This is a genomic window from Geodermatophilus pulveris (assembly GCF_900188375.1).
GTDB classification, from domain to species: Bacteria; Actinomycetota; Actinomycetes; order Mycobacteriales; family Geodermatophilaceae; genus Geodermatophilus; species Geodermatophilus pulveris.
Window position 1 is genome coordinate 63617 of the sequence record NZ_FZOO01000004.1, and the last position, 25469, is coordinate 89085.

Annotated in this window: 27 protein-coding genes and 1 tRNA gene; 14 read left to right on the forward strand and 14 right to left on the reverse strand. The window is 76.4% G+C overall.

What is annotated here, in order from left to right:
* Positions 1–7 precede the first annotated feature (7 nt).
* From CHB98_RS09470 to CHB98_RS09485, 4 genes are all read right to left on the reverse strand, one after another.
* Entirely contained in the window at positions 8–259 is a 252-nt protein-coding gene (locus CHB98_RS09470) for an acyl carrier protein (RefSeq protein WP_089305365.1), read from the reverse strand.
* A gap of 74 nt (positions 260–333) precedes the next feature.
* The gene (locus CHB98_RS09475; RefSeq protein WP_089305366.1) at positions 334–1302 is read right to left on the reverse strand and encodes a beta-ketoacyl-ACP synthase III; all 969 of its coding nucleotides are present in this window, start codon (positions 1300–1302) and stop codon (positions 334–336) included.
* Complete coding sequence (locus CHB98_RS09480; protein WP_089305367.1) at positions 1299–2501, reverse strand: acyltransferase domain-containing protein; 1203 nt, start codon at positions 2499–2501, stop codon at positions 1299–1301. The genes CHB98_RS09475 and CHB98_RS09480 overlap by 4 nt, the downstream gene beginning before the upstream one ends.
* A 149-nt stretch (positions 2502–2650) precedes the next feature.
* On the reverse strand, positions 2651–3829 hold the full coding sequence (locus CHB98_RS09485) for a PucR family transcriptional regulator (RefSeq protein WP_089305368.1): 1179 nt from the start codon (positions 3827–3829) through the stop codon (positions 2651–2653).
* 51 nt (positions 3830–3880) lie between these two features.
* Between CHB98_RS09485 and CHB98_RS09490 the strand changes: the two genes are divergently transcribed.
* From CHB98_RS09490 to CHB98_RS09500, 3 genes are all read left to right on the forward strand, one after another.
* Positions 3881–4567, forward strand: coding sequence for a phosphatase PAP2 family protein (locus tag CHB98_RS09490; RefSeq protein ID WP_245821039.1), 687 nt, complete (start codon positions 3881–3883; stop codon positions 4565–4567).
* Positions 4564–5109, forward strand: coding sequence for a pirin family protein (locus CHB98_RS09495; protein WP_089305369.1), 546 nt, complete (start codon positions 4564–4566; stop codon positions 5107–5109). Before CHB98_RS09490 ends, CHB98_RS09495 begins: the two co-directional genes overlap by 4 nt.
* 130 nt (positions 5110–5239) lie before the next feature.
* Entirely contained in the window at positions 5240–6442 is a 1203-nt protein-coding gene (locus CHB98_RS09500; RefSeq protein WP_089305370.1) for a M20 metallopeptidase family protein, read from the forward strand.
* Here the strand turns inward: CHB98_RS09500 and CHB98_RS22025 are convergent.
* The 3 genes from CHB98_RS22025 to aceE form a co-directional block, all read right to left on the reverse strand.
* Positions 6389–6781 carry an FAD-dependent oxidoreductase gene (locus CHB98_RS22025; RefSeq protein WP_218822316.1) on the reverse strand — a complete coding sequence of 131 codons (393 nt, stop codon included), beginning with the start codon at positions 6779–6781 and terminating at the stop codon, positions 6389–6391. The two genes, CHB98_RS09500 and CHB98_RS22025, sit on opposite strands and share 54 nt — an antisense overlap.
* A gap of 101 nt (positions 6782–6882) precedes the next feature.
* Positions 6883–7104: an FAD-dependent oxidoreductase gene (locus CHB98_RS22030; protein WP_089305372.1), complete on the reverse strand. Its 222-nt coding sequence runs from the start codon at positions 7102–7104 to the stop codon at positions 6883–6885.
* The gene (gene aceE / locus CHB98_RS09515) at positions 7101–9920 is read right to left on the reverse strand and encodes a pyruvate dehydrogenase (acetyl-transferring), homodimeric type (RefSeq protein WP_089305373.1); all 2820 of its coding nucleotides are present in this window, start codon (positions 9918–9920) and stop codon (positions 7101–7103) included. Before aceE ends, CHB98_RS22030 begins: the two co-directional genes overlap by 4 nt.
* Positions 9921–10281: 361 nt before the next feature.
* On the opposite strand from aceE, the gene CHB98_RS09520 reads away from it, so the two are divergent.
* The 3 genes from CHB98_RS09520 (at position 10282) to CHB98_RS09530 (ending at position 11370) form a co-directional block, all read left to right on the forward strand.
* Complete coding sequence (locus CHB98_RS09520) at positions 10282–10707, forward strand: DUF3052 domain-containing protein (protein WP_089305374.1); 426 nt, start codon at positions 10282–10284, stop codon at positions 10705–10707.
* A gap of 22 nt (positions 10708–10729) precedes the next feature.
* The gene (locus CHB98_RS09525; RefSeq protein ID WP_089305375.1) at positions 10730–11191 is read left to right on the forward strand and encodes a peroxiredoxin; all 462 of its coding nucleotides are present in this window, start codon (positions 10730–10732) and stop codon (positions 11189–11191) included.
* A gap of 107 nt (positions 11192–11298) precedes the next feature.
* Positions 11299–11370, forward strand: a tRNA-Val gene (locus tag CHB98_RS09530).
* A 36-nt stretch (positions 11371–11406) separates the two neighbouring features.
* Here the strand turns inward: CHB98_RS09530 and CHB98_RS09535 are convergent.
* Entirely contained in the window at positions 11407–12192 is a 786-nt protein-coding gene (locus tag CHB98_RS09535) for an esterase/lipase family protein (RefSeq protein WP_179224383.1), read from the reverse strand.
* Between the two features lie 182 nt (positions 12193–12374).
* Here CHB98_RS09535 and CHB98_RS09540 point away from each other — a divergent pair, with 182 nt between their 5' ends.
* Complete coding sequence (locus CHB98_RS09540) at positions 12375–13283, forward strand: alpha/beta fold hydrolase (protein ID WP_089305376.1); 909 nt, start codon at positions 12375–12377, stop codon at positions 13281–13283.
* On the opposite strand, the gene CHB98_RS09545 is transcribed toward CHB98_RS09540, so the two are convergent.
* From CHB98_RS09545 to CHB98_RS09560, 4 genes are all read right to left on the reverse strand, one after another.
* A complete protein-coding gene (locus tag CHB98_RS09545) occupies positions 13280–14284 on the reverse strand; it encodes an NAD-dependent epimerase/dehydratase family protein (protein WP_089305377.1) in 1005 nt (334 codons plus the stop codon). The genes CHB98_RS09540 and CHB98_RS09545 overlap by 4 nt on opposite strands.
* A 97-nt stretch (positions 14285–14381) precedes the next feature.
* Complete coding sequence (locus tag CHB98_RS09550) at positions 14382–15782, reverse strand: WS/DGAT/MGAT family O-acyltransferase (protein ID WP_245821040.1); 1401 nt, start codon at positions 15780–15782, stop codon at positions 14382–14384.
* Positions 15783–15864: 82 nt separating this feature from the next.
* A complete protein-coding gene (locus CHB98_RS09555; protein ID WP_089305379.1) occupies positions 15865–16791 on the reverse strand; it encodes an alpha/beta fold hydrolase in 927 nt (308 codons plus the stop codon).
* 41 nt (positions 16792–16832) lie between these two features.
* A complete protein-coding gene (locus CHB98_RS09560; protein WP_245821041.1) occupies positions 16833–18797 on the reverse strand; it encodes an FUSC family protein in 1965 nt (654 codons plus the stop codon).
* Positions 18798–18843: 46 nt separating this feature from the next.
* On the opposite strand from CHB98_RS09560, the gene CHB98_RS09565 reads away from it, so the two are divergent.
* The 5 genes from CHB98_RS09565 (at position 18844) to nadA (ending at position 23267) form a co-directional block, all read left to right on the forward strand.
* Positions 18844–19347, forward strand: coding sequence for a GNAT family N-acetyltransferase (locus CHB98_RS09565; RefSeq protein ID WP_179224385.1), 504 nt, complete (start codon positions 18844–18846; stop codon positions 19345–19347).
* A gap of 32 nt (positions 19348–19379) precedes the next feature.
* A complete protein-coding gene (locus CHB98_RS09570) occupies positions 19380–20201 on the forward strand; it encodes a Nif3-like dinuclear metal center hexameric protein (protein ID WP_089305380.1) in 822 nt (273 codons plus the stop codon).
* 46 nt (positions 20202–20247) lie between these two features.
* A complete protein-coding gene (locus CHB98_RS09575) occupies positions 20248–20988 on the forward strand; it encodes a zinc ribbon domain-containing protein (RefSeq protein ID WP_089305381.1) in 741 nt (246 codons plus the stop codon).
* A 79-nt stretch (positions 20989–21067) separates the two neighbouring features.
* The gene (locus tag CHB98_RS09580) at positions 21068–22162 is read left to right on the forward strand and encodes a bifunctional RNase H/acid phosphatase (RefSeq protein ID WP_089305382.1); all 1095 of its coding nucleotides are present in this window, start codon (positions 21068–21070) and stop codon (positions 22160–22162) included.
* 73 nt (positions 22163–22235) lie between these two features.
* Complete coding sequence (gene nadA, locus CHB98_RS09585) at positions 22236–23267, forward strand: quinolinate synthase NadA (RefSeq protein ID WP_089305383.1); 1032 nt, start codon at positions 22236–22238, stop codon at positions 23265–23267.
* A 35-nt stretch (positions 23268–23302) separates the two neighbouring features.
* Here nadA and CHB98_RS09590 read toward each other — a convergent pair whose 3' ends face one another.
* Together CHB98_RS09590 and CHB98_RS09595 are read right to left on the reverse strand one after the other, a co-directional pair.
* Positions 23303–23500 carry a hypothetical protein gene (locus tag CHB98_RS09590; protein ID WP_089305384.1) on the reverse strand — a complete coding sequence of 66 codons (198 nt, stop codon included), beginning with the start codon at positions 23498–23500 and terminating at the stop codon, positions 23303–23305.
* An 89-nt stretch (positions 23501–23589) separates the two neighbouring features.
* On the reverse strand, positions 23590–24345 hold the full coding sequence (locus tag CHB98_RS09595; RefSeq protein WP_089305385.1) for a sulfite exporter TauE/SafE family protein: 756 nt from the start codon (positions 24343–24345) through the stop codon (positions 23590–23592).
* Between the two features lie 24 nt (positions 24346–24369).
* Between CHB98_RS09595 and CHB98_RS09600 the strand changes: the two genes are divergently transcribed.
* Together CHB98_RS09600 and CHB98_RS09605 are read left to right on the forward strand one after the other, a co-directional pair.
* Positions 24370–24729 carry a DoxX family protein gene (locus tag CHB98_RS09600; protein WP_089305386.1) on the forward strand — a complete coding sequence of 120 codons (360 nt, stop codon included), beginning with the start codon at positions 24370–24372 and terminating at the stop codon, positions 24727–24729.
* Complete coding sequence (locus CHB98_RS09605; RefSeq protein WP_089305387.1) at positions 24726–25433, forward strand: alpha/beta fold hydrolase; 708 nt, start codon at positions 24726–24728, stop codon at positions 25431–25433. Before CHB98_RS09600 ends, CHB98_RS09605 begins: the two co-directional genes overlap by 4 nt.
* Positions 25434–25469 lie beyond the last annotated feature (36 nt).

Consider the following 25469-nt stretch of genomic DNA (forward strand, 5'->3'; position numbering starts at 1 on the left):
CCTCTTCCTAGGCGCGGTTCTTCTGGATGTAGTCCATGGCGTCGCCGACGGTCTTGATGTTGGCCAGCTCGTCGTCGGGGATGGCGACGCCGAACTTGTCCTCGACCGCGGTGGCGATCTCGACCATCGACAGGGAGTCGACGTCGAGGTCCTCGGTGAACGACTTCTCGGGGGTGGCGTCTGCGGGGGCGACGCCCGCGACCTCCTCCAGGATCTCGGCCAGACCGGTCTGGATGTCCGCGTTCGCGGGCTCGCTCACGTGCAGGTCCTCTCTCTCGGGTGGGGCGGGGGTCCCGCCGTCGGGCCGGTCGGCCCGGGGGTCAGTGGGGCCGCTCAGGGCAGGATGACGACCTGGCCGGCGAAGGTGAGGCCGGCGCCGTAGCCGAGCAGCAGGGCGACGTCGCCGCTCCGGGCCTCCCCGCTCTCCAGCAGCGCGGACAGCGCCAGCGGCACCGAGGCCGAGGAGGTGTTGCCCGACCGGACGACGTCGCGGGCGATGACGGTGCGCGCGGGCAGCTCCAGCCGCTTGGCCATCAGCTCGATGATCCGCAGGTTGGCCTGGTGCGGCGCGAACACGTCGATGTCGTCGGGGCCCACGCCGGCGAGGTCCATCGCGGTGAGCAGGGTGGCGGTGAGCCGGGTGGTGGCCCAGCGGTAGACCGCCTGCCCGGCCATGCTCATCGCCGCCTCGCCCTGGGGGATGGCGATCGCCTCGGCCTGGTCGCCGTCGCTGCCCCACACGACCGGGCCCACCCCGGGGGTGTCCGACGGGCCCAGCACGGCCGCGCCGGCGCCGTCGGCGAAGATCACCGCGGTCGACCGGTCGGTCAGGTCGGTGTAGTCGGTGAGCCGCTCGCCGCCGATCACCAGGGCGTTGCGGGCCGACCCGCTGCGGATGGCGTCGGCGGCCGCGCTCAGCGCGTAGCACCAGCCCGCGCACCCGGCGTTGACGTCGAAGGCACCGGGCCGCTGGGCGCCGAGCTTGTGCGCGATCTCTGGCGCCAGCCCGGGGATGGGCCGGGGCAGGCTGGCCGAGGCGAGCAGCACGAGGTCCAGCTCGGAGGCGTCCAGGCCGCTGGCGGCCAGGGCCTTGCCGCCGGCGGCGACGCTCATCTCCAGCAGCGTCTCGTCCGGCTCCGCCCAGCGGCGCTCGGCGATGCCCACCCGCGCCTGGATCCACTCGTCGTTGGTGTCCATGGTCTCGGCGAGCTCGTCGTTGGTGACCCGGCGGCGGGGCCGGTAGCTGCCGAAGCCGAGGATGCGCGCGCCGGGGGCGCCGGCGGGCAGCTGGAGTCCGGTCATGACGGCACCTCCGGGTACAGGCGGGCGATCGGGTCACCGGCGTCCACGAGGTCACCCTCGGCCACCAGCCACTCGGCCAGCACGCCGGCGTAGCCGGCCGACACGTCGGCCTCCTGGCGGCGGCTGCTGATCCGCCCCAGCGGCGTGCCGGCGGGCAGGCGCGTGCCCTCGGCGATCGTGGCCGGGCGCACCGTGCCGCGCACGGGGGACACGACGACCCGCCAGTCGGGCAGGTGGTCGGGCTCGGGGCGGCCCCGCTCGGCCTCGATGAGCTCGCGGGCCCGGTCCAGGTCGGCCGGCTTGGCGATCGCCAGCACCTCGACGTCGGCGCCCTTCCACTCCCGCTTGGCCAGCCCGGACAGGGCGCCGGCGGGGGGCAGCTCGATGGCGGCGGTGACGCCGAGCTCGCGCATCGTGGCCAGGCAGGCGTCGAAGCGCACCGGGCTGGTGACCTGGCTGACCAGCCGGGACAGCGCCTCCGTCCCGGTGGTCACCGCGGCGCCGTCGGCGTTGGACAGCAGCAGCCGGCTGGGGTCGGCCGGCCGCAGCCCCCCGACCAGGCCCTCGAGCCGCTCGCGGGCGGGGGCCATGTAGGAGGTGTGGAACGCGCCGGCCACCGGCAGCGGTACGACCCGCGCCCCGGCCGGGGGCGCGGCGCGCAGCTCGGCCAGCGCGTCGACCGGCCCGGCGGCCACGACCTGGCCGGCACCGTTCACGTTGGCCGGGGTCAGCCCGCGCTGCTCCAGGGCGGCGGCCAGCTCGTCGGGGTCACCGCCCAGGACGGCGGACATGCCGGTCGGCGTCTGCGCGCAGGCGGCGGCCATCGCCCGGCCGCGGACGGCGGTCAGCGCGATCGCCGCCTCGACGCTGAGCACCCCCGCCAGCGCGGCCGCGGTGAGCTCGCCGACGCTGTGCCCGGCGATGACGACGTCGCGGCCGGCCTGCGGGCTGTGCGCGACCGGGCCGGGCAGGCCACCGAGCTCGCGGGCCACGAACAGGCTCATCGCGACCACGAGCGGCTGGGTGACCGCGGTGTCCTTGATCGCCTCGGCGTCGCCGGTGGTGCCCAGGGTGAGCAGGTCCGCGTCGGCGATCGCGCCGGCCCAGCGGAAGAACGACTCGGCCCCGGGGAGCTCGAGCCAGTCGGTCAGCATCCCGGGCTTCTGGGCACCCTGTCCAGGGGCGAGGACGGCGAGCACCAGATCACCGTCTCAGACAACGGCAGGTGACGTGGTGGCGAACGGCACGAAACCGCCCCCCGCCTCTTTGGAGGGTCTCCACAACAGGACCGGGTTCACGCGGGGTGTCGCCGGGGTCCGTGTGGTGGGAACCGCACTGTGCCGGGGTGTCAGTGCCAGAGGGAGCGGTCCTGGTCGAGGGCGGCGAGGGCGAGGGCGACCTGGACGGTCCAGCCGCCGCGCGGGTCGGTGACCGACACCCCGGTGACCTCGATGGCCCGCCGCAGCCGGTAGCGGACGGTGTTCGGGTGCACGAACAGCGCCCGGGCGCTGGCCTCCAGGTTGCCGCCGCTGGCGAGCACCGCGCGCACCGTCTCCAGCAGCTCCCCGCCGGCGGCCTGCAGGGGCAGCGCCACCCGCTCCTGCAGCGTCGCGCGGGCGGTCGGGTCGCCGTCCAGGGCCCGCTCGGGCAGCAGCGCGTCGGCCGCCACCGGCCGGGGTGCGGCCGGCCAGGCGCGGGCGGCGCCCAGCCCGGCGAGCGCCGCGGTCGCGGAGTCCCCGGCCCGCCCGAGGCTGTCCACCGCCGGGCCCACCACCACCGGGCCGGGGCCGAACTCGTCGCTGAGCCGCTCGGCCGCCGACTGCAGGTCCGGCGACCCGCCCAGGACGACGACGAGCTGGTCGGCGTGCACCCCGACGAGCACCTCCCCGCGCACCTGCCGGGCGGCCCGCCGGGTGGCGCCGTGCACGTCGCCGTCCGGCGGGGCCGCCCCGACCAGCACGGTGACCGGGCTCATCGCCGCCCAGCCCAGCGCCGAGGCCCGGCCGGACAGCTCGGACACCTGCTCGCCGCGTACGAGGGCGTCGACCAGCAGCGCCTCCAGGCGGGCGTCCCAGGCGCCGCGGCTCTCGGCGAAGGAGGCGTAGACGTGCGCGGTGGCGAACGCCACCTCGCGGCTGTACTGCAGCACCGCGAGCCGCAGCACGTCGGCGTCCCCCGGCTCGGCGACCGTCCCGACGAAGTCGTCCATCACCTCGACGGTGACCCGGACCAGGTCGACGGTGTGCTTGAGCGGCACCACCCGGGCCAGCTCCCGCGGCGCGGCGCCGAACACCTCACCGGTGAGCCGCGGCGGGCGGTCGAGGGTGCGGCACCACTCGACGAAGGAGGCCAGGCCGGCCTGCGCCACGAGCATCACCCACGAGCGCTGGTCGGCGGGCATCGTCCGGAACCAGGGCAGCACCTCGTCCATCCGCGCGACGGCGCGGGTGGCCAGCGACCCCGACGCCCGCTCCAGCCGCCGCAGCGTGGCGGCGGAGGGCGGGTGCCGGCGGGTCGCGGAGGACACAGCGGCCAGCGTGGCACGGCCGGCCGGTTCGGGGAGAGTGGGGGAGTGGACGTGCTGCAGCAGACCCCCGGGCGGGTGACCGTCCGGCGGGGCGCCGCCGCGGCAGCCGGTGCGGCGGTGGCCGTGCTGCTCGCCCTCGGCGCCGGCGTGCTGGCCGGCTGGGCGCCGCAGGTCCGGCTGGACGACGCGCTGAGCAGCGCGCTGTACGCCGGCGACGACCGCTCCGCCCTGCACGACGCCCTGCTGGAGGTGCTGACCACCCCGGGCGTCACCTGGTTCCGGGTGGTGGTCTGCCTGCCGGTGCTGTTCTGGCTGGGGGCCCGGCGGGCGTGGCGGACGGCGGGCTGGGTGGTGACCGCCAACGTGCTGGTGGCCCCGCTCACCACGCTGCTCAAGGAGGCGGTGGGCCGGGTGCGCCCGGCCTTCGAGGACGGCGGCGCCTCCTACGACACCCTGAGCTTCCCCAGCGGGCACTCCTCGGGCATCGCCACGCTGGTCACCCTCGGCCTCGTCCTCGCCTGGCCGCGGCTGTCCCCGGCGCGGCGCCGCCTGGCCCTCGCCGGGGGGCTGGCCCTCGCCGTCCTGGTCGGGGTGACCCGGATGTGGCTGGGCGTGCACTTCCTCTCCGACGTCGTCGGCGGGTGGGCGCTGGGCGTGGCCTGGACGCTGCTGGTGGCGATGGCATACGACGCGCTGCCCGGCGGCCGCGGCGCGCTCCCGCCGCGGGAGGGCCGGTGACCCCGGCCTCGGACGTCCTGGTCGAGCCGGACGACGGCTCGGCCGGGCCGCTGCTGCGGATCGCCGACGACCGCCTGGCGCCGGGCACCGGCTACGGGCGGCACCCGCACCGCGCCGTCGACGTCGTCGCCGTCGTGCTGGCCGGCTCGCTGCGGCACGCCTGGGGGGCGCGGCCGGTGCTGCGCGCCGGCGACGTCGCCGTCCTGCGGGCCGGCACCGGGCTGGAGCACGACGAGGTGGCCGGGGACGACGGCGCACACGTGCTGCAGACCTACCTGCGCAGCGCCCGCCCGGCCGGGCCGGCCACCCACGAGGTGCACCGCGCCCCGGCCGGCTGGGTGCCGCTGCACCGCCCCGACGCCCGGCTGTGGACCGCGGCGGTGCCCGCGGGGGCGACCGCGGCGGTGCCCCCCGGGCTGCTGGTGCTCGCCGGCCCCGACGGCACCCGGGTGCGGCGGCAGGACGGCGGCGAGGTCCTCGGGCCCGCGACCGTCCTGGTGTGGCAGCTGGACGCCACGCGCCCCGCCTGGGCCGACGCCTGAGCCCGCGACGATCACGGACATCGGGAGGCGACACGCCGTCCGGCACTGGTGCGTCGCTCCCCGCTCCCCATGATCGTCGGGACGGCGGGCGGACGACCGGGCCGGCCTGGTCTGGGGGAGAGTGGGGCGCATGCCGATCCCCGCCGCCGACCTGCTGGCCGCCGCCCGCGCCGACGCCGACCGCACCGTGGACCTGCGCCGGCGGCTGCACCGGCACCCGGAGATCGGGCTGCACCTCCCGCGGACCCAGGCGACGGTGCTGGCCGAGCTCGCCGACCTCCCGGTGGAGGTGGCCACCGGCAGCTCGACCACCTCGGTGGTGGGCGTGCTGCGCGGCGCCCGCCCGGGTCCCACCCACCTGCTGCGCGCCGACATGGACGCGCTGCCGGTGCAGGAGGACACCGGCCTGCCCTTCGCCTCCGAGGTCCCCGGCGCGATGCACGCCTGCGGGCACGACCTGCACACCGCGATGCTGCTGTCGGCCGCCCGGCTGCTGGCCGCCCGGCGCGAGGAGTTCACCGGGCAGGTGGTGCTGATGCTGCAGCCGGGGGAGGAGGGCTTCCACGGGGCCCGGTACATGCTCGAGGAGGGCCTGCTGGACGCCGTCCCGGAGGCGCCGGTGGCCGGGGCGTTCGCGCTGCACGTGTTCGCCACCCAGCCCAGCGGGGTGGTGAGCGTGCGGCCGGGCCCGATGATGGCCGCGGCCGACCACTGGGAGCTCACCGTGCGCGGCCGCGGCGGGCACGCCTCCATGCCGCACACCGCCGCCGACCCGGTGCCGGTCGCCGCGGAGGTGGTGCTGGCGCTGCAGTCGATGCTCACCCGCCGGGTACCGGTGTTCGACCCCGCGGTGGTGACCGTCGCCCAGCTGACCGCGGGCGCCACGGACAACGTCATCCCCGACACCGCGTTCCTGCAGGGCACCATCCGCACCCTGTCGCCGGAGCGGCGGGCCGACGTCGTGGCCGCCGTGCGCCGGGTGGCGACCCACGTGGCCGCCGCGCACGACATGGCGGTCGAGTTCGTGCACCAGGAGGGCTACCCGGTCACCGTCAACGACCCCGGCGTGGCGGCGCGGGTGCTCGGGACGGCGGGCGAGCTGTTCGGGCGCGGGTGTACCGAGACCGCCACCGAGCCCCTGATGGGCGCCGAGGACTTCTCCTACGTGCTGCAGCAGGTGCCCGGCGCGATGGCGTTCCTGGGCGCCTGCCCGCCGGGCGCCGACCCGGCGACCGCGGCCGGCAACCACTCCAACCTCGTGGTCTTCGACGAGGCGGTGCTACCGGCGGGGGCGGCGCTGTACGCCGCGATGGCGCTGGACGCCCTGGGCTGAGCGCCGCTGGACCAGGCCGGCCACCTCGGCGGCGCAGCCCCAGGAGAGGGTGACCCCGGCGCCGCCGTGCCCGTAGCAGGCGGCCACCGGCCGGCCGTCGAGGTCCAGCCGCTCCAGCCCTACCGTCGGCCGGCCCGGCCGCAGCCCGACGGCCCGGGACAGCACCGGCTGCCCGCGCAGCGCGGGCACCAGGGCGCAGGCCCGGGCGAGGACGGCGGCCTCGACCTGCGGGTCGGGCTCGGTGCCGGTGGCCCCCTCGACGGCGGTGCCGCCACAGACCACGTCGCGACCGCGCGGGACGACGTGGGTGGGCCCGGCCGGGTCGTCGTCGTCCAGCACCCAGCCGGTGAGCCCGGGGTCGGCGGCCAGCCCGGTCAGGTGGCCCTCCTGCAGGGGCCCGCCGCGAGCGTGCGAGCGGTGGGGGGCAGGAGGGTCCTTCCTCAGATGGCAGCGGCCACCGCCGAGGTGGTCGCCTCCACGGGGTCGGCGGTGTGCACGCGCACCCGGTGCCCGGCCCGGGCGAGCAGCAGCGCGCAGGTCAGCCCGACCACGCCGCCGCCGACGACGGCCACCTCGCGGTGGCCGTCGTCGGCGGGGCGGCCCCCCTGCAGGGTCCCGCCGCGAGCCTGCGAGGGGCGGGGGGCAGGGGGGTCCTCTGTCATGCCTCCGGCTGCTGGTCCGGGTCGGTCGTGGTGTCCTCCGGCGCGGCCTGCACGTCGCGCACCTGGTACTTCTCCACCGCCTGCCGGACGACGTCGCGCTCGACCTCGCCGCGGTCGGCCAGCGAGGCCAGCACCCGGACGGTGACGGACTCGGCGTCCACGTGGAAGTACCGGCGCAGCGCCGGGCGGGTGTCGGACAGGCCGAACCCGTCGGTGCCCAGCGTCGCCATCCCGCCGGGGACGTACGGCGCGATCAGGTCGGGCACCGCGCGCATCCAGTCCGACACCGCCACGACCGGGCCCTCGGCGTCGGCCAGCTTCGCGGTGACGAACGGCGTCTGCGGCTCCTCCTCCGGGTGCAGCAGGTTGTGCTCGGTGACCTGGTCGGCCTGCCGGCGCAGCTCGGTCCACGAGGTCACCGACCACACGTCGGCCGACACGCCCCAGTCGTTCGCCAGCAGCTCCTGCGCGCGCAGCGCCCACGGCACGGCGACACCCGACGCCAGCACCTGCGCCTTGCGGCCGTCGCCGGGGCCCTCCGCGTAGCGGTACATGCCGGCCAGCAGGCCCTGCAGGTCCAGGCCCTCGGGCTCGGCCGGCTGGTGGAACGGCTCGTTGTAGACCGTCAGGTAGTACATGACGTCCGGCGAGCGGTGCCCGCCGAGCGGGGCACCCGGGTCGTCGCCGTACATGCGGACGAGCGCGTCCTTGGTGATGTGGCCGACCTCGTAGGAGAACGCCGGGTCGTAGGAGACCACCCCGGGGTTGGTGAGGGCGAGCAGCAGCGAGTGCCCGTCCTCGTGCTGCAGCCCCTCGCCGTTGAGCGTCGTCCGCCCGGCGGTGGCGCCCAGCAGGAACCCGCGGGTCATCTGGTCGGCCGCCGCCCAGAAGGCGTCGCCGGTCCGCTGGAACCCGAACATCGAGTAGAAGATGTAGATCGGGATCATCGGCTCGCCGTGCGTGGCGTAGGAGGTCCCGACGGCGGTGAACGACGCCGCGGAGCCGGCCTCGTTGATGCCCTCGTGCAGGATCTGGCCCTGCTCGGACTCCTTGTAGGCCAGCATCAGCTCGCGGTCGACCGAGGTGTAGCGCTGCCCGTGCGGCGAGTAGATCTTCTGCGTCGGGAACAGCGAGTCCATCCCGAAGGTGCGGGCCTCGTCGGGGATGACCGGCACGAACCGCGGGCCGAGCTCCTTGTCCTTGAGCAGCTCCTTGAGCAGCCGGACGAAGGCCATCGTCGTGGCCACCTCCTGCTTGCCGGAGCCGCGGCGCAGCACGTCGAGGGCCTTGTCCTCGGGGGCCTTGAGCGTCTTGAACTCCGCCCGGCGCCGCGGCATCACCCCGCCCAGCTGCCGGCGCCGCTCGGCCATGTACTGCATCTCGTCGGAGTCGGGGTCGGGCTTGTAGTAGGGCGGCAGGGTCTTGTCCAGCGCCTCGTCGGGGATGTCGAGGTACAGCCGGTCGCGGAACCCGGCGAGGTCCTCGGCGGTCAGCTTCTTCATCTGGTGGGTGGAGTTGCGGCCCTCGAAGTGGTTGCCGAGCGTCCAGCCCTTGATGGTCTTGGCGAGGATGACCGTGGGCTGGCCCTTGTGCTCCACCGCGGCCTTGAACGCCGCGTACACCTTGCGGTAGTCGTGCCCCCCGCGGGAGAGGTCCCAGACCTCCTTGTCGCTCATGTCCTCGACGAGCTTGCGGGTGCGCGGGTCGCGGCCGAAGAAGTGCTCGCGCACGTAGGCGCCGTCCTCGGCCTTGTAGGTCTGGTAGTCACCGTCCGGCGTGGTGTTCATCAGGTTGACCAGGGCGCCGTCGCGGTCGGCGGCCAGCAGCGGGTCCCAGTTGCGGCCCCAGATCACCTTGATGACGTTCCAGCCGGCCCCGCGGAAGAAGGACTCCAGCTCCTGGATGACCTTGCCGTTGCCGCGCACCGGGCCGTCGAGGCGCTGCAGGTTGCAGTTGACGACGAAGGTGAGGTTGTCCAGCTCCTCGCGGGCGGCCACGCCGATCGGGCCCAGCGACTCCGGCTCGTCCATCTCGCCGTCGCCCAGGAACGCCCAGACGTGCTGGTCGGAGGTGTCCTTGATGCCGCGGGAGTGCAGGTAGCGGTTGAACCGCGCCTGGTAGATCGCGTTGATCGGGCCCAGGCCCATGGAGACGGTGGGGAACTCCCAGAAGTCGGACATGAGCCGGGGGTGCGGGTAGCTCGACAGCCCGCCGCCGGGGTGGCTGACCTCCTGGCGGAAGCCGTCCAGCTGCTGCTCGGTGAGCCGGCCCTCGAGGAACGCGCGGGCGTAGATGCCGGGGGAGGCGTGCCCCTGGAACCAGATCTGGTCGCCACCGCCGGGGTGGTCCTTGCCGCGGAAGAAGTGGTTGAAGCCCACCTCGTACAGGGACGCCGACGAGGCGTAGGAGGAGATGTGCCCGCCGACGGCGATGCCCGGCCGCTGCGCGCGGTGCACCATGATCGCGGCGTTCCACCGGATGTAGGAGCGGATGCGGCGCTCGACGTGCTCGTCGCCCGGGAACCACGGCTCCCGCTCCGGCGGGATCGTGTTGATGTAGTCGGTGCTCCGCAGCCCCGGGACGCCGACCTGCTGCTCGCGGCTGCGCTCCAGCATGCGGAGCATGAGGTAACGGGCCCGGCCGCGGCCGGCGTGGTCGACCACGGCGTCCAGCGACTCGAGCCACTCGGAGGTCTCGTCGGGATCGGTGTCGACCAGTTGGCTGGGGAGCCCGTCGGTGATGACCGCGCGGGCTCGTCCGGTCTCGGTGCCGGCGTCGCGGGCGGGGTCGCCGCCGGACTGCTGCGGAGCGCTCATGGGCACATCGTCCCCCAGGGTGGGGTGCGCGTCACCCGGTCCCGCCCACCTGTCGGGACGGCGGGGCCGCCGGGCGCTCCCATTTCGACCGCTTGCACCTGACCAGGCATGCCCTACGCTTCCGCCAACGCCGGCCACCGCTGGATGACGCCCCGGATCACCGGGGCGCGCGGACCGGTGCGGGCGGGGAGGGTGACATGGCCGGGCTGCGGGGGAGCGCTCCCGCTGGTCGTGCCACGCACCGCCGTCCCCGGCCCCCCGCGTGCCAGGCCGCGCGCCCCACCCCCACGACACCCCACCGGCGCGGGCACGCACCTGCCGCCCGGTCAGCAGCTTCGGAACCCATGGAGGAACAGCAGGGATGAGCGTCGACTCGGGCAGCGCCGGCATGGCGGCCCGGCTGGGGATCAAGCCGGGCATGGTCGTGCAGGAGCTCGGCTGGGACGAGGACGCCGACGAGGACCTGCGGGACTCCATCGTCGAGGTCGCCGGGAGCGAGATGGTCGACGAGGACACCGACGAGGTGGCCGACGTCGTCCTGCTGTGGTGGCGCGAGGACGACGGCGACCTGTTCGACGCGCTCACCGACGCGATCACGTCCCTGGCCGACGACGGCGTCGTGTGGCTGCTGGTGCCCAAGTCCGGGCGCCCGGGCCACGTCGAGCCCGGCGACGTCACCGAGGTCGCCCCGACCGCCGGCCTGTCCCAGACGAGCAGCATCTCCGCGGCCAAGGACTGGTCCGGCATCCGCCTGGTCACCCCCAAGGCGGCCCGCACCCGCCGGTGAGGGATGCGGCACCATCGGGCGCATGAGCCTCTCCGTCGGTGACGTCGCGCCCGACTTCAGCCTGCCCGACCAGGACCGGCAGGTCGTCTCGCTGGCCGGCCTGCGCGGGACGCCGGTCCTGCTGGTCTTCTACCCGTTCGCCTTCTCCGGCATCTGCACCGGCGAGCTGTGCCAGCTGCGCGACGAGCTGGCCGCCTACACCGACGCCGGCGTGCGGGTGCTGGCGGTCAGCACCGACCCGGCGCCCGCGCTGAAGGCGTGGCGCGAGCAGGAGGGCTTCGACTTCCCGCTGCTGTCGGACTTCTGGCCGCACGGCACGGTGGCGCAGGCCTACGGCGTCTTCCACGACAAGGCGGGCATGGCCGTGCGCGGCACCTTCCTCGTCGACGCCGAGGGCCGCATCGCGTTCACCGAGGTCAACGGCCCCGGCGACGTGCGCCAGCAGTCCGGCTGGAAGGACGCCGTGGCGCAGCTCGCCGCCTGATGAAGGACCCCCTGCCCCCCACCGCTCGCAGGCTCGCGGCGGGCCCCTGCAGGGGGCCGCGCACCCGCGCACACCGTCGACGCTGGGGTCCTTAGGCTGGGCGGGCGGGGCGCGTAGCTCAGCGGGAGAGCTCTCGCCTTACAAGCGAGCGGTCGCAGGTTCGATCCCTGCCGCGCCCACACCAGCTCGGCACCGGTGGACGGCCGCGCACGACCTCAGGCGGCGGCCGGCCCCGAGCGGGGGACGTCGGGCCGCGGGAAGGCCGGGCGCAGGAACACCGGCGCGCGGAACGGCGCCCAGGTGCCCTCGGGCTGGGCCAGCCGGTCGGCGATGGCCCAGATGGCGGCCGGGTGGTGGCCCAGGCCGAGGTGGCTGGCGTGGACGGCGATGTTCTCGCACCGCTCGCCGGGGGTCTCCAGGCAGGTCTCCCAGTGCACGATGCCGTCGAAGTGCGAGTAGATCGACGTGGTCGGCACCGGCAGCGGCTCGCCGTCGGGCTCCAGCGGCAGCGAGCGGTCCTGCACGTGCAGGTGGGAGTACCGGTCGAAGACCCGCGAGGCGCGGCTCTGACTGGACCGGGTGAGCCGGAACGGGCTGCCCAGGGTGATCACCTGGCGCACCGACTCCGGCGTCCGGCGGGCCAGGTCGCGGGCGAAGATGCCGCCCAGGCTCCAGCCGACCAGGGACAGCGGCCGGTCGTAGCGGTCGCTGAGGTCGGCGATCCGGTCGCGCATGCCCGCCACGCACGCCGGGGTGGGGCCGATGTTGCGGCCCAGCCGCCAGCCGTGGACGCGGTAGCCCAGCCGGCGCAGCGTCGCGCGCAGCACCCGCGTGGAGGCGTCGTCCGCCATGAAGCCCGGCAGGACGAGCACCGGGTGACCGTCGCCCTGCGGCAGCCGCGGCAGCAGCGGCCGGGCGGCGAGGTAGAGGCCGTAGTCGGCCACCGCCCGCCCGGGCTCGCTCAGGTACAGCGGCAGAGCCGGTCCGTCGCCTCGCGTCACGTCGTCCTCCTCGTCGGCCGCCGGTCGAGGCGGCCCCGCCCGCTGGTACCACCGGGGCCCGCCCGCGACACACCGGGCGGCTGTGAGGTCCCCATCGGCAGTGTGGGCCCGCCGTGTGACCGCGGTCACCGCGGCGGCACCCGGACGAGGGGGTGCCCGGGCGGCCGTGGCACGGTCAGGGCATGGACGTCGACGCGGGGAGCGGGCCGGGGCGCAGCCGCACCCTGGACATCGACGGGCCGGTCCACCACGTCGACTTCGGCGGGGCCGCGGACGGGCCGGTCGTGGTCCTGGTGCACGGGCTGGGCGGCTCGCACCTCAACTGGGACCTGTTCGCGCCGCTGCTCACCCCGCACGCCCGGGTGCACGCCCTCGACCTGCCCGGCTTCGGCCGCAGCGAGCCGGGACGGCGGACGGCGAGCGTGCGGGACAACGTGGTGGTGCTCGACCGCTTCGTCCGCGAGGTGGCCGGCGGCCCGGTGGTGCTGGTCGGCAACTCGATGGGCGGGATGGTGTCGCTGCTGGAGGCGGAGCGGGCGCCGGCGCGGGTGCGCGGCCTCGTGCTGGTCGACCCGGCCCTGCCCGTCCCGCGCGGGCGCCCGGACCCCCGGGTGGCGGCGGCCTTCGCGCTGTACGCCCTGCCCGGTGCGGGCGAGCGCTACCTGGCCGGCCGGCGGCAGCGGCTCGCCGCGCGGGCCAGGGTCCGGGAGATGCTGGAGCTGTGCGGCGTCGACCCCGACGCCGTCCCCGCGGAGCTGGTCGACCGCTCGGTGGCGCTGATCGAGGAGCGCAGCGACCCGGCCGGCATGGACCGCGCCTTCCTCACCGCGGCCCGCTCGCTGCTCCTGCTGCTGGCCGACCCGCGGCTGGCCCGCCGGGCGATGGCCGGCGTGCGGGTCCCGGTGCTGCTGGTCCACGGCGACCGCGACCGCCTGGTGCCGGTGTCGGTGGCCCGCGACGCGGCCCGGCGGCACCCGGACTGGCGCTACGTGGAGCTGCCCGGGGTCGGGCACGTGCCCCAGCTGCAGTGCCCGGAGCTGCTCGCCGGGCACGTGCTCGCCTGGCTGCCCTCGGTGGCGCGGACGCCCTAGCCGTCGCGCAGGGTGGACCGCAGCGCCTCCCACGCGGTGTACCGCGGCCGCCAGCCCAGCTGCATCTTGGCCTTGGCGGTGTCCACGAGCAGCGGCCGGCTGAGCGCCTCCACCCACTCGGCGGCCGGCGGGAGCAGCGGCAGCCGGGACACCGCGCGGGCGGCGAGCTCGGCCGGCGCGGCCGGCACCGGCACCGGCGTGGCGCCGACCTCGCGGAGCAGGTCGGCGGCGGTCAGCACGCCGTCCCCGGCGACGTTGTAGGCGCCCGCCGGTCCGGCGCCCACGACGCACAACTGCAACGCGCGGCCGACGTCGTCGTGGTGCACCACCTGGAAGCGCAGCCCGGGGGCGAGCACGGGCAGCGGCACCGGCAGCCGCCGCGGCCGGCCGAACAGCCACCGGCCCAGCGGGGCCAGCGGGCCGGGCAGGACGTCCTTGGCGCCGACCGCGTCCGGGCCGACGACCAGCGGCGGGCGCAGCCGGTACTGCGCCAGGCCCGGCGAGGTGGCGGCCTCGGCGTCCAGCAGCCGCTCGATCTCGGCCTTCTCGCGGCCGTAGAACAGCCGGGCGGCCGGGCGCACCGGCCAGTCCTCGTCGATCCGGTCGGGGTTGTCCCGGTGCCAGCCGTAGGCGGCCACCGAGGACGCGTACACGAAGCGGCGGGCCCCGGCCGCCGCGGCGGCGCGGAAGACCTCGAGCGTCCCGTCGACGTTGACCGCGCGGATCGTGTCCCGGGGGGCGTTGCCGGTGATGAGGAAGGCCAGGTGGACGACGACGTCGGCGCCGGCGAAGGCCTCCCGCAGGGCGCCGGGGTCGCGGACGTCGCCGCGCCGGTAGACCATCTTCGTCCAGCCGCGCGCGGCCGGGTCGAACGGGCGGCGGGCGATGCCCACGATCCGCGCGACCCGGTCGTCGGCCTGCAGCAGCGGGACCAGCCCCGCGCCGAAGGTCCCCGTGGGGCCGGTGACGGCGACGGTCAGGTCGGTCTCGGGGTCGGCCACGCCGACCGGCTACCCGGCCGGCCCCGCGACGAACCGGGCGGCCCCGTCCCGGGGCCCGTCCTGAGCCTGCGAAGGGTGGGGAGGACGGGGCCCTCTCTCAGGTCGCCGCGGCGGCGGGGGTGGCCTGCGCGGCCGCCAGCAGCTCGGCCAGCCCGGCGCAGATGCCGCGGGACAGGACGTCGATGTCGGGGAAGGCGTCGAAGTCGGCGTTGATCCCGAAGGTCATCGAGCTCAGGTAGGAGAAGATGCCGATCGACACGCGGGTGCCGCCGGCGATCGGCACGTAGGCGTGCGCGGAGCACATCCGGCGGCCGAGCACGTACAGCGGCACCCGCGGCCCGGGCACGTTGGTCGTCACCGCCTGGTACCACACCTGGCCGGCGGCCATCGCGGCGCGGACGCCGAGGGAGAGCAGCGTCGGGGCCACGAAGTCGCCCATCGCGATGATCGACCGGGCGTCGACGGCCTGCATCAGCCGCTTGTGCTCGTCCATCTGCCGGCGGACGGAGTCCAGCCGGGCGACCGGGTCCCGCTCGGCCACCGGCAGGTCGACGAAGACCGCCGACACCTGGTTGTCCAGCTGCCCGCGCTGGTCGGCCTGGCGCACCGACACCGGCACCATCGAGCGCACGACCAGGCCGTCACGCAGCGACCCGCGGCCGTCCAGCAGGTCGCGGAAGCCGCGGGTGATGGCGGCGAGCACGACGTCGTTGACGGTGCCGCCGAGCGCCGTCCGGACCGCGCGGAGGTCCTCGAGGTCCGCGTCGGCCCAGGCCCACCGCCGGTGCGGGCCGATCGGGCCGTTGAGCGAGCGGGCGGTCGGCGTGGCCAGCTGGCGGGTCACGGCCGGCACGGTGGCCGCCAGCGACCGGCCGGCCGCGACCGCGCTGCGCCCGGCGCCGCGGACCCCGCCGGCCCCGGACAGCCGGGTGAGCTCGCGCAGCGGGTGGGTGAGGGCGTCCTGCACCGCGCCGGCGGCCACGCCGAGGGACGACGGGCCGCGCTGCGGCGTCCAGTCCTGCGGCTCGGCGTGGACGGCGTCGGGGGTCAGGTCGAACAGCAGCTGCATCAGGTCGGTGCCGGCGACGCCGTCGACCATGCAGTGGTGGACCTTGGAGATCAGCGCCCACCGGCCGTCCGCCAGGCCCTCGACCAGCCACAGCTCCCACAGCGGCTTGGCCAGGTCCAGCCGTTGGCCCAGCACGCGGCCGGCCAGGTTGCGCAGCTGCTCCTCCCCGCCCGGGCTGGGCACCGCGGTGTGCCGCACGTGGTAGAGGACCTGGAAGTGCGGGTCGTCGACCCACAGCGGCCGGCCCAGGTCCAGCGGCACCCGCCGCACCCGCTGGCGGTAGCGGGGCACCAGCGGCAGCTTGCCCATCAGCAGCCGCACGACGTCGCCGTAGGAGGGGGCCGGCCCCTCGAAGACGGCCACCGACCCCACGTGCAGAGGGGTGTCCTCGCTCTCGGCGTAGTAGAACCCGGCGTCGGTCGGACTCATGCGGTCCACGGTGCGCTCCCCCCTCGGTGCCTCCCGGCCGCTCCTACCCGACCACGTGACCGGGGTCACGTCCAGCCGGCGGTCAGGCCGCGCGGGCGGCGTCCTCCACGCGGTCCAGCAGCCGCAGGAACGCCGCGTCGACGACCGCCGTCCGGGTCAGGTTGACGCTGTGCCCGGCGCCGTCGACGACGACCAGCTCGGCCGACGGGCCGAGATCCGCGGCCAGCCGCCGGCCGTGGTCGACCGGGGTGAGCCGGTCGTGGGTGGCGGCGACGACGGTGACCGGCACCCGGGCGAGCACCGGCAGCGCCGCGGACTCGTCGTGCTCCAGCAGGGTCGCGTAGAAGGCCATGGTGACCGGCAGCGGGGTCTCCTCCAGCAGCTCCTGCACCTGGCGCACCAGCTCGGGGTCGGCGTCGTCGCGGCCGAACAGGTAGCGGCGCACGTACCAGCGGCCGGCCCGGGTGCCGCGCCGGCGGTGCCGCTCCAGGCCCGGGGCCAGCACCTGCAGCAGGAACAGGTAGGGGCGCAGCAGGTGCAGCCGGCGCAGCACCCGCAGCGACAGGCCGACGACGCCGTGGGTGGCCAGGCCGCCGGCGGAGGTGGCGAGCAGGAAGACGCCGACGACGCGGCTGCCGAACAGCTCGGGGCGCTGGCGGGCCAGCGCCATGACGCTCATCCCGCCCATCGAGTGCCCGGCCAGCACCACCGGCCCGTCGGGGACGACCGCGTCCAGCACCCGGCCGAGGTCGCGGCCGGTGCGGTCGATGGTGGCGCGGGCCAGCGGCGTCCAGCCGGAGCGGCCGTGCCCGCGCTGGTCCCACAGCACCAGCCGGGCGCGGGACCGCAGCGCCTGCCGCTGCAGGTCCCACTCGCCCAGCCGGGCGGTGAAGCCGTGGCTGAGGACGACGGTCGGTGCCGTCCTGTCCCCGCCCACCCCGTCGCCGTCGGTCTCCACGTGCAGGTCGATGCCGTCGTCGGTGCGGACGGTCAGCTCGCGGGTGCTCACCGGGCCATCCTCACCCGGGCGCCCGGTGCCGACCCGCCGGCCTACCCGTCGGCGACGGCGGTGCCGGGCCGGCGGCCGGGGGCGGCGTCGCGGACCAGCCGGCGGGCGGCGTCGACCTCGCGGGCGACCGGGGCGAGGACGCCCTCGGCGTCGATCTCCGCGTCGTCGGGCACCCGGTGCGCGCGGATGTCGTCCTCCAGCTCCCGGATCGCCCGGCGCAGCACGGCCACCTGGGCCGGGTCGGGCTCGGGCGCCCCGTGCCGGGTGGCGATGACGGCCTCGGTGACGGCGTCCGACGTCCGTTCCAGCTGCACGATCACCGGCCACAGGGCGGCCGCGCGGGTGCTCACCGGCGGCGGCTCGGCCAGCCGGCGCTGCAGCTGGGTGTGCAGTTCGGTGAGCGCCCGGTAGCTGGCGCGGCGGGCGCGCCGCCGCTCGGTGGGGCTGCCGGTGAAGGCCGCCCCGACGAACTCGTCGAGCGCGTGCGCGGCCTCGCGCAGGGCCTCGTCCAGCGGCGCCCGCCAGGTCCGCGGCCACAGCAGGTAGCCGAAGACCAGCACGATCGCGCAGCCGATGAGGGTGTCCAGCAGCCGCGCGCCGACCAGGCCGGGCTCGCCGGCCAGGGCGATGTCGAGCAGCAGGATGATCAGCGGGGTCTGGAAGACCGAGAACAGGCCGAAGTTGGCCGCCCGCCCCCAGGGCATGAGCGCCGCGGCGGCGGCCATCGCGACCAGCACCCAGGCGTTGCGCGGCAGCACCGACAGCAGCAGCGAGCCGATGAGGACGCCGACCAGCGTGCCGGCGCCGCGCTGCACCGCCCGGGTGAAGACCGAGCCGAAGTCCGGCTTGAGCACGATCGCCACGGTGAGCAGCACCCAGTACGGCCGCTCGATGGGCAGGTACTGGCGGGCGACCTCCGCGACGGTCATGCACAGCACCAGGCGGACGGCGAAGTCGCGGGTGTCGGCGCTGGCGAGGGTGCGGTCGCCGAGCTCGCGCAGCCGGGTGCGCCGGTCCGGCCGGGGCGGGGGGACCGCGGCGCCGGCCCGCTCCTGCGGGTCGCCGACGACGTTCCACGCCAGCCGCAGCCCGTGCCGCACCGCGCGGCGGGTCGGCTCGCCCTCCTCCAGGTGCGCCGGGCGCTCCGCGGGCAGCTCGTGGCGGCCGGCGACCGCGGCGGCCAGCGCGTGCACCCCGTTCACGTCCTGCGGGTCGGCGGGCACCCCGGCGCGGGCGGTGGCGACCGCGCCCTCGACCAGGGGTGCCGCGGCGTTGAGGACGCCGGCCAGCTCGGCGAGCTCCCGGCTGCGGCCGGCGAGGTGGCTGCGCGAGCGGATCACCCGGTCGTAGGCGTCGTTGAGGGCGGCGGTCAGCTCCCGGCGCGCGTCCTCGGCCTGCGCTGTCCCGGCCGCGGCCAGCAGCTCGCCCAGGCGGGTGAAGACCGCCGCGACCGCCGTCCGGTCCGGGTCGGCGGGCTCGGTGGCGTAGGCGACCAGCATGGTCAGCGTGGCCCAGGCCGCGCCGACGGCGAACCAGCCGACCTCGGCGGCCGGGGACAGCGGGGTGACCAGCCCCGAGGCCAGCGCGGTGCAGACCAGCAGCTGCAGGGCGCCCAGGGACAGCGCCGCGTTGACCGCGCTGACGAACGCCGCCAGGGCCGCCGCGAGCGCCACCACGACCACGGGCAGCCAGCCGCCCCCGGCGGCGAACTGCCCCACGACCAGCCCGAGGCCGCCGAAGCCGGCCGCCGCGGCGGTGCGGCGCACCCGGTCGCGCAGCGGGCCGCCCTGCGGGGCCAGCACGGCGGCCAGCGCGCCGGTCGTGGCGAAGACCCCCGCGCCGAGCACCGGGCCGGGCTCGATCCCGCCTACGACGGCGACCGCCACGGCCAGCGGCGCGGGCACGGTCACGGCGAAGCGGGCGACGTCCCGCCAGGGCACGGGGGAAGGCGTCGTCCGGACCAGCTCCTCGAGCCAGGCCGGCGCCCGCACCCCCCGCTCCGCCACGGTGACCGAGCTTCCCACCACCGGGTTCGTGGGGGACCCTCCGGGCGTGGCGGAGTCGATCGTGGTCCGAGTGGCCTCGGCCGGGGACCTGCTGGCGGTCCCCGCCGTCGAGGAGGCCGCCGACCGGCTGTTCCGCGACCGCGGCGTCCGGGACCTGCCGCCCGCGGCCCCCGCCGCCGCGCGCGCCGAGGCGTGGCGGGTGCTCGTCGCCGGGCGGCCGGTGCAGGGGTTCGCCGTCCTGGAGCGGGTGGACGGCGACGCGCACCTGGAGCAGCTGTCGGTGCACCCCGCGGCCATGCGGCAGGGCATCGGGGCGGCGCTGCTGCGGGCGTCGGTGTCGCTGGCCTGGGCCGTCGGTGCCCGGCGGGTCTCGCTGCTGACCTACGCCGACGTGCCGTGGAACGCGCCCTGGTACGCCCGGCACGGCTGGCGGGTGACCGACGACCTCGGGCCGGGCCTGCGGGCCCTCGCCGAGTCGGCGGTCGAGCGGGACCTGGGCCGGCACGGCCGCCGGGTCGCGATGGTCCGTCCCGTCCGCGACCCCGGCTGACCGCCCCCGGGCCCCTCCCTAGGCTGCCGCGCGTGACCGTGACCCTGGGGGAGGTCGTCGCCGCCCTCGACGCGCGCTACGACCCGGCGCTGGCCGAGGACTGGGACGCCGTCGGGCTGGTCTGCGGCGACCCCGCCGAGCCGGTGCGGCGGGTGCTGTTCGCCGTCGACCCGGTGACCGCGGTCGTCGACGAGGTGCTGGAGACCGGCGCGCAGCTGCTGGTCACCCACCACCCGCTGTTCCTCACCGCCGTGCACGGCGTCCCGGCCGACGACCCGAGGGGCCGGCTGGTGCACCGGCTGGTCCGGGCCGGGGCCGGGCTGTTCGTCGCGCACACCAACGCCGACCGCGCCCCGGACCACGGGGTGAACGACGCGCTCGCCGCGGTCCTGGGGCTCACCGACACCCGCCCGCTGCAGCCCGCGGCCGCCGACCGGCGCGCGGGGCTGGGCCGGGTCGGCCGGCTGCCCGGGGCGGTGACCCTCGCGGAGTTCGCCCGGCTCGCCGCCGGCGCGCTGCCGGACACCGTCGGCGGCGTCCGCGCGGCCGGGGACCCCGGGCGCCCGGTGCGGACCGTCGCCGTGTGCGGCGGCAGCGGCGGCTCGCTGCTCCCGGCCGCGGCCGCCGCCGGCGCCGACGTCCTGCTCACCAGCGACCTGCGCCACCACCCGGTGACCGACGTGCTGGAGGCGGGCGGCCCCGCGGTGTGCGACGTGGCGCACTTCGCCTCCGAGTGGCCCTGGCTGCCGGTCGCCGCGGACGTGCTGCGCGGGGACCTGTCCGGGCGGGTGGAGGTCGCCGTCTCCCGGTGGCGCACGGACCCGTGGACGGCGTACGCCGGCGCCGGCCGCTGACGGCACGTGGGCCGGGTACCGGGCCGGCCCCCGGTAGGTTGAGCCGGTGAAGGCCGACCACTTCGACCAGCAGAGGCTCCTGGCCCTCGCCGCGGAGGACGTCGCGCTGGGCCAGCTGGCCCACCGCCGGCGCACCCTCCCCGAGAACGCCGCGGTCGAGGCCGCCGCCGACGCCGAGCGGGAGCTGTCCGCCGCCGTCGTCCGCGCCGAGACCGAGGTGCGCGACCTGCAGCGGGAGGTGACGCGGCTGGAGGCCGACGTGGAGACGGTGCGCAAGCGGGTGGCCCGCGATCAGGGCCTGCTGGACTCCGGCAGCGTCTCGGCCAAGCAGATGACCGACCTGCAGCACGAGATGACGTCCCTGGCGCGCCGGCAGTCGGACCTGGAGGACCAGGAGCTCGAGCTGATGGAGCAGCTGGAGACCGCGGAGAAGACGCTCGCCGAGGCGCGCACGGGCCACGAGGCGGCGCAGGCGCAGCTGGTCCGCGCCGAGGAGCTGCGCGACGCCGCCGTGGCTGACATCGCGGACGGGACGGCGAGCCACGAGGCCGCCCGCAGTGAGGCCGCCTCCCGCATCCCGGCGGACCTGCTGGCGCTGTACGAGCGGATCCGCGCCCAGACCGGCGGCACCGGCGCGGCGGTGCTCAAGGCCCGCCAGTGCCAGGGCTGCCGCATCGAGCTCAACGGCCGGGAGCTGGCCGCCGTCCGCAACGCCGACCCGCACGAGGTGGTGCGGTGCGAGAACTGCGGCCGGGTGCTGGTCCGGACGGCGGAGAGCGGCCTGTGAGGACGACGGGCGAGGGAGCATCGCAGGGAGCGCCAGCGACCGAGGAGCGGATCGAGTCCGGAGCCGAACGGGGTGCACTGTGACGCGCCGCCTGGTCGTCGAGGCCGACGGGGGATCGCGGGGCAACCCGGGCCCGGCCGGCTACGGCGCGCTGGTCCGCGACGCCGCGACCGGGCGGGTGCTCGCCGAGCGGGCCGCGTCGGTGGGGCGGGCCACCAACAACGTCGCCGAGTACGGCGGCCTGGTCGCCGGCCTGCAGGCCGCCCTGGACCTGGACCCTCAGGCTGAGGTCGAGGTCCGGATGGACTCCAAACTCGTCGTCGAGCAGATGTCCGGGCGGTGGAAGGTCAAGCACCCCGACATGCAGGAGCTGGCGCGGGAGGCCCAGGCCCTCGCCCGGCAGCTGGGCGGCGTCCGCTACACGTGGGTGCCCCGGGCGCAGAACGGCGCCGCGGACGCGCTGGCCAACAGCGCCATGGACGGCCGGCCGGTGCACCGTGACCTCGCCGCCGAGCCGACCACGGTGGGGGACGACGTCCAGCCGGTGGCCTCCCGCGCGCCCGCCGTCACCACGGTCACGCACCTGCTGCGGCACGGCCGCACGGAGCACACCCCGGAACGCCGGTACAGCGGCCGCAACGACCTGCCGCTGTCGGCCACCGGCCGGGCGGAGGCCGAGGCCGCGGCGAAGCGGGCCGGCGAGCTGGGCATCGAGGTGGTCGTGGCCTCGCCGCTGCGGCGCACCCGGGAGACCGCCGAGGCCGTCGCCGCCGTCCTCGGCCTGCCGGTCGAGTTCGACGACGACCTGGTCGAGCTGGACTTCGGCGACCTCGAGGGGCTCACCGCCGCGGAGGCCCGGCAGCGGCACCCGCTGGCCGCCCGCCGGTTCGCCGAGGACGTCACCGTGGCCGCCCCGGGCGGGGAGTCGGTCGCCGACGTCAGCGCCCGGGTGGCCCGCGCCCGGGCCCGCATCCTGCGCGGGCACACCGGGCGGACGGTGCTCGTCGTGTCGCACGTGACGCCGATCAAGCTGCTGCTGGCCGCGGGCCTCGACGTGCCCGACGAGGTCGTGCACCGGGTGTTCCTCGAGGCGGCGTCGCTGAGCACCGTGGCCTGGTCCACCGACGGGCGGTCCTCCGTCCGCCTGGTCAACGACACCGGCCACCTCCGCTGAGCGGCGTGCGGGGAAGCCCGCACCGCTGCCCGCTGTTGACGTCGACGACGCCCGCGCAACACCTGGAGAGCCCGTGACCGCCAGCACCGCGCCCGCCACCCCCGCCGTCAGCGGCGACGAGCGCACGCTCTCACCGTCCGAGTACGAGGCCTGGGCGGCCGAGGTCCGCCGGCTGGCCGAGCAGCGCGGCGCGGTGATCCTGGCGCACAACTACCAGGTCCCCAAGATCCAGGACGTCGCGCACGTCACCGGCGACTCGCTGTACCTGTCGCGGGTCGCCGCCCAGACCGACGCCCGGGAGATCGTCTTCTGCGGCGTCCACTTCATGGCCGAGACGGCGAAGATCCTCTCCCCGGACAAGACCGTGCTGCTGCCCGACCACGACGCCGGCTGCTCGCTGGCCGACTCCATCACCGCCGGGCAGCTGCGCGAGTGGAAGGCCGAGCACCCCGGCGCGGTCGTCGTCAGCTACGTCAACACCACCGCGGCGGTCAAGGCCGAGACCGACATCTGCTGCACGTCGTCCAACGCCGCCGACGTGATCCGGTCGATCCCCGAGGACCGCGAGGTGCTGTTCTGCCCCGACCAGTTCCTCGGCGCGCACGTCAGGCGGGTGACCGGGCGGCAGGACATCCACGTGTGGGCCGGGGAGTGCCACGTGCACGCCGGCATCAGCCCCTCCGACGTCCGCGCTCAGGTGGCCGCCCACCCGGACGCCGAGATCCTGGTACACCCCGAGTGCGGCTGCACCACCTCGGTGCTGGACCTGGTGAGCCACGGCGACCTGCCGGCCGAGCGCACCCGGGTGCTGTCGACCGGCGGCATGGTCGAGCAGGCGGCGGCGACCCGGGCGCCGCAGGTGCTGGTCGCCACCGAGGTCGGCATCCTGCACCAGCTGCGGGCACTGAACGCCGGCACGCAGTTCATCGCGATGAACGACCGCGCCGCCTGCCGCTACATGAAGATGATCACCCCGGCCAAGCTGCTGCGGACGCTGCGCACCGGCCAGGGGGCGGTGGACGTCGACCCCGCGACCGCCGCGCGCGCCCGCCGCGCGGTGGAGGCGATGATCGCCATCGGCGAGCCCGGCCGCGGCGGGGAGTGAGGAGCCGCGTCACGGTGGTCCGGGCCGCGTCCGGATCAGTGCGCGGCGTCGCCGGACAGGTCGGTGACGATGGCCCGGAAGGTGCTGGTGTCGACCTCGTCGTCCACCGTGACGCGGACGATGTCGGACACCTGCTGGGGCGAGGTCGGGCGCAGCGCGTCCACGCGGGCCGCGGCGATGAGGTGCAGCTGGTGGACCCGCCCGGTCGGGCAGTCGCTGGGGGAGGCAGCCATGTGCCGACGGTAGGCAGCGCCGCCCGGGGCGGCGGGGGAGTGCCGGTGGCGTGTCGGGACCGTCCGTCACACCCGCCCCGCCCGACGCCTCAGATCCGGGTGAACAGGTACACCGAGACCGCGATGCCGAAGACCACGATGAACACCCGCAGCGGCGTCACCGGGATGCGGGTGGCGATGCGGGCGCCGAGGAAGCCGCCGATCAGGCTGGCCGGGGCGGCGACGGCGACGACCAGCCAGTCCACCGGGCCGAAGATCGCGAAGATGACCAGACTGACGGTGGCGGTGACCGCCGACAGTGCGGACTTCAGCGCGTTGGCCAGCTTGAGCCGGTGCAGGCCCACGCCGAGGATGCCGACCAGGATCACCCCGAGCGCGCCGCCGAAGTAGCCGCCGTAGACGGTGGCGAGGAACAGCGCGAGGTACAGCCACACCGGGTCGTGCCGCGCGCCGCCCTCCTCGGCCTTCCGGAGCCGCCGGGTGAGCAGCGGCTGGACGGCGAGCAGCAGGCTGGCCAGCAGCACGAGGACCGGGACGACGACGTCGAAGGCCTCGCTGGGCGTGGTGAGCAGCAGCACGCTGCCCGCGGCGCCGCCGAGCAGCGCCACGACGCCGAAGCGCACCAGCCGGCTCCGCTGCCCGGCGTACTCCCGCCGGAACCCGACCACCCCGCCGAGGTAGCCCGGCCACTGGGCGACGGAGTTCGTGACGTTGGCCGCCACGGTGCCGAGCCCGAGGGCGACGAGGGTCGGGAAGAGGATCAGCGATCCGCCGCCGGCCACGGAGTTGATCGCACCGGCGAGGAGGGCGACGCCCGCCGCGATGGCCAGGTCGAGGGCGGACACGGACGGCGAGCCTACGGTGCCCCTGTGCGGCTCACGCGGACGGCGACGGGACTGGCGGCGGCGCTCGGCGGGTCGGGGGTGCTGCACCTGCTCCGGCCGCGGACCTTCGAGTGGCTCGTCCCGCCGGAGCTGGGCGAGGCCCGCGCCTGGGTGTACGCCAGCGGGGTGGCCGAGATCGGCACCGCCGCGCTCATGGCGGTGCCCGCGACGCGGCGGACCGGGGGCTGGGCCGCGGCCGGGCTGCTGGTCGCCTTCGTCCCGGCGCACCTGCACACCCTCCGGGTGGTGCCTCGGCGTCCGGTGCCGCTGACGGTCGCCGCCGTCCGGCTGGTGCTGCAGGCGCCGATGGTCGGCGTGGCCCTCGGCGTGGCGAGGAGCCGGTGAGCACCGTCGTCCTCGTCGCGGGCGCCTGGCACGGCGCCTGGTGCTGGCAGCGGGTGCTGCCCGCGCTGTGGCGCGCCGGGCACGTCGCCGTCCCGGTGCCGCTGACCGGGGTGGGAGAGCGGGCCCACCAGCTGTCCGCGGAGGTCGGCCTGGGCACGCACGTGGAGGACGTCGTGGCCACGGTGCGCGCCCAGGAGTGCCGGGACGCCGTCCTCGTCGGGCACAGCTACGGCGGGCTGGTGGTCACCGGGGCGGCCGACCGGCTGGGTTCCGAGGTGGGCAGGCTGGTGTACCTCGACGCCGTCGTCCCCCTGCCCGGGCGCAGCTGGGCCGACTCCGTCCCGGAGGCCACCCGTGCCCAGCGGGAGGCGCTGATCACCGCCCACGGCCACATCCCGCCGGCGCCGGCTGCGGCCTACGGGCTGACCGGGGACGACGCGGCGTGGGTGGAGCGGCGGCAGACCCCGCACCCGGCCGGCGCCTTCGCCGAGCCGCTGCACTTCGACGCCGGCCGGTGGGCGGCCCGCCCGCGCACCTACGTCGACTGCACCGCGCCGGCGCTGCCGACGATCGAGCCCTCCCGCCGGCTGGTGCGCTCCCAGCCCGGCTGGGAGGTGGTCGGGCTGGCCACCGGGCACGACCCGATGGTCAGCGCGCCGGAGGAGCTGGCCGCCGTGCTGCTGGCGGCCGCCGACCGCCGCTGAGCGGGTGCGCCCACGCCCCGGTCCGCGGCCGGGAAC

Bases quoted from the DNA above. Each gene is read 5' to 3' on its own strand.
- CHB98_RS09475 (WP_089305366.1), bottom strand. From the start codon at position 1,302: ATGACCGGACTCCAGCTGCCCGCCGGCGCCCCCGGCGCGCGCATCCTC.
- CHB98_RS09500 (WP_089305370.1), top strand. From the start codon at position 5,240: ATGCCGATCCCCGCCGCCGACCTGCTGGCCGCCGCCCGCGCCGACGCC.
- CHB98_RS22030 (WP_089305372.1), bottom strand. From the start codon at position 7,104: ATGACAGAGGACCCCCCTGCCCCCCGCCCCTCGCAGGCTCGCGGCGGG.
- aceE (WP_089305373.1), bottom strand. From the start codon at position 9,920: ATGAGCGCTCCGCAGCAGTCCGGCGGCGACCCCGCCCGCGACGCCGGC.
- CHB98_RS09520 (WP_089305374.1), top strand. From the start codon at position 10,282: ATGAGCGTCGACTCGGGCAGCGCCGGCATGGCGGCCCGGCTGGGGATC.
- CHB98_RS09525 (WP_089305375.1), top strand. From the start codon at position 10,730: ATGAGCCTCTCCGTCGGTGACGTCGCGCCCGACTTCAGCCTGCCCGAC.
- CHB98_RS09540 (WP_089305376.1), top strand. From the start codon at position 12,375: ATGGACGTCGACGCGGGGAGCGGGCCGGGGCGCAGCCGCACCCTGGAC.
- CHB98_RS09550 (WP_245821040.1), bottom strand. From the start codon at position 15,782: ATGAGTCCGACCGACGCCGGGTTCTACTACGCCGAGAGCGAGGACACC.
- CHB98_RS09590 (WP_089305384.1), bottom strand. From the start codon at position 23,500: ATGGCTGCCTCCCCCAGCGACTGCCCGACCGGGCGGGTCCACCAGCTG.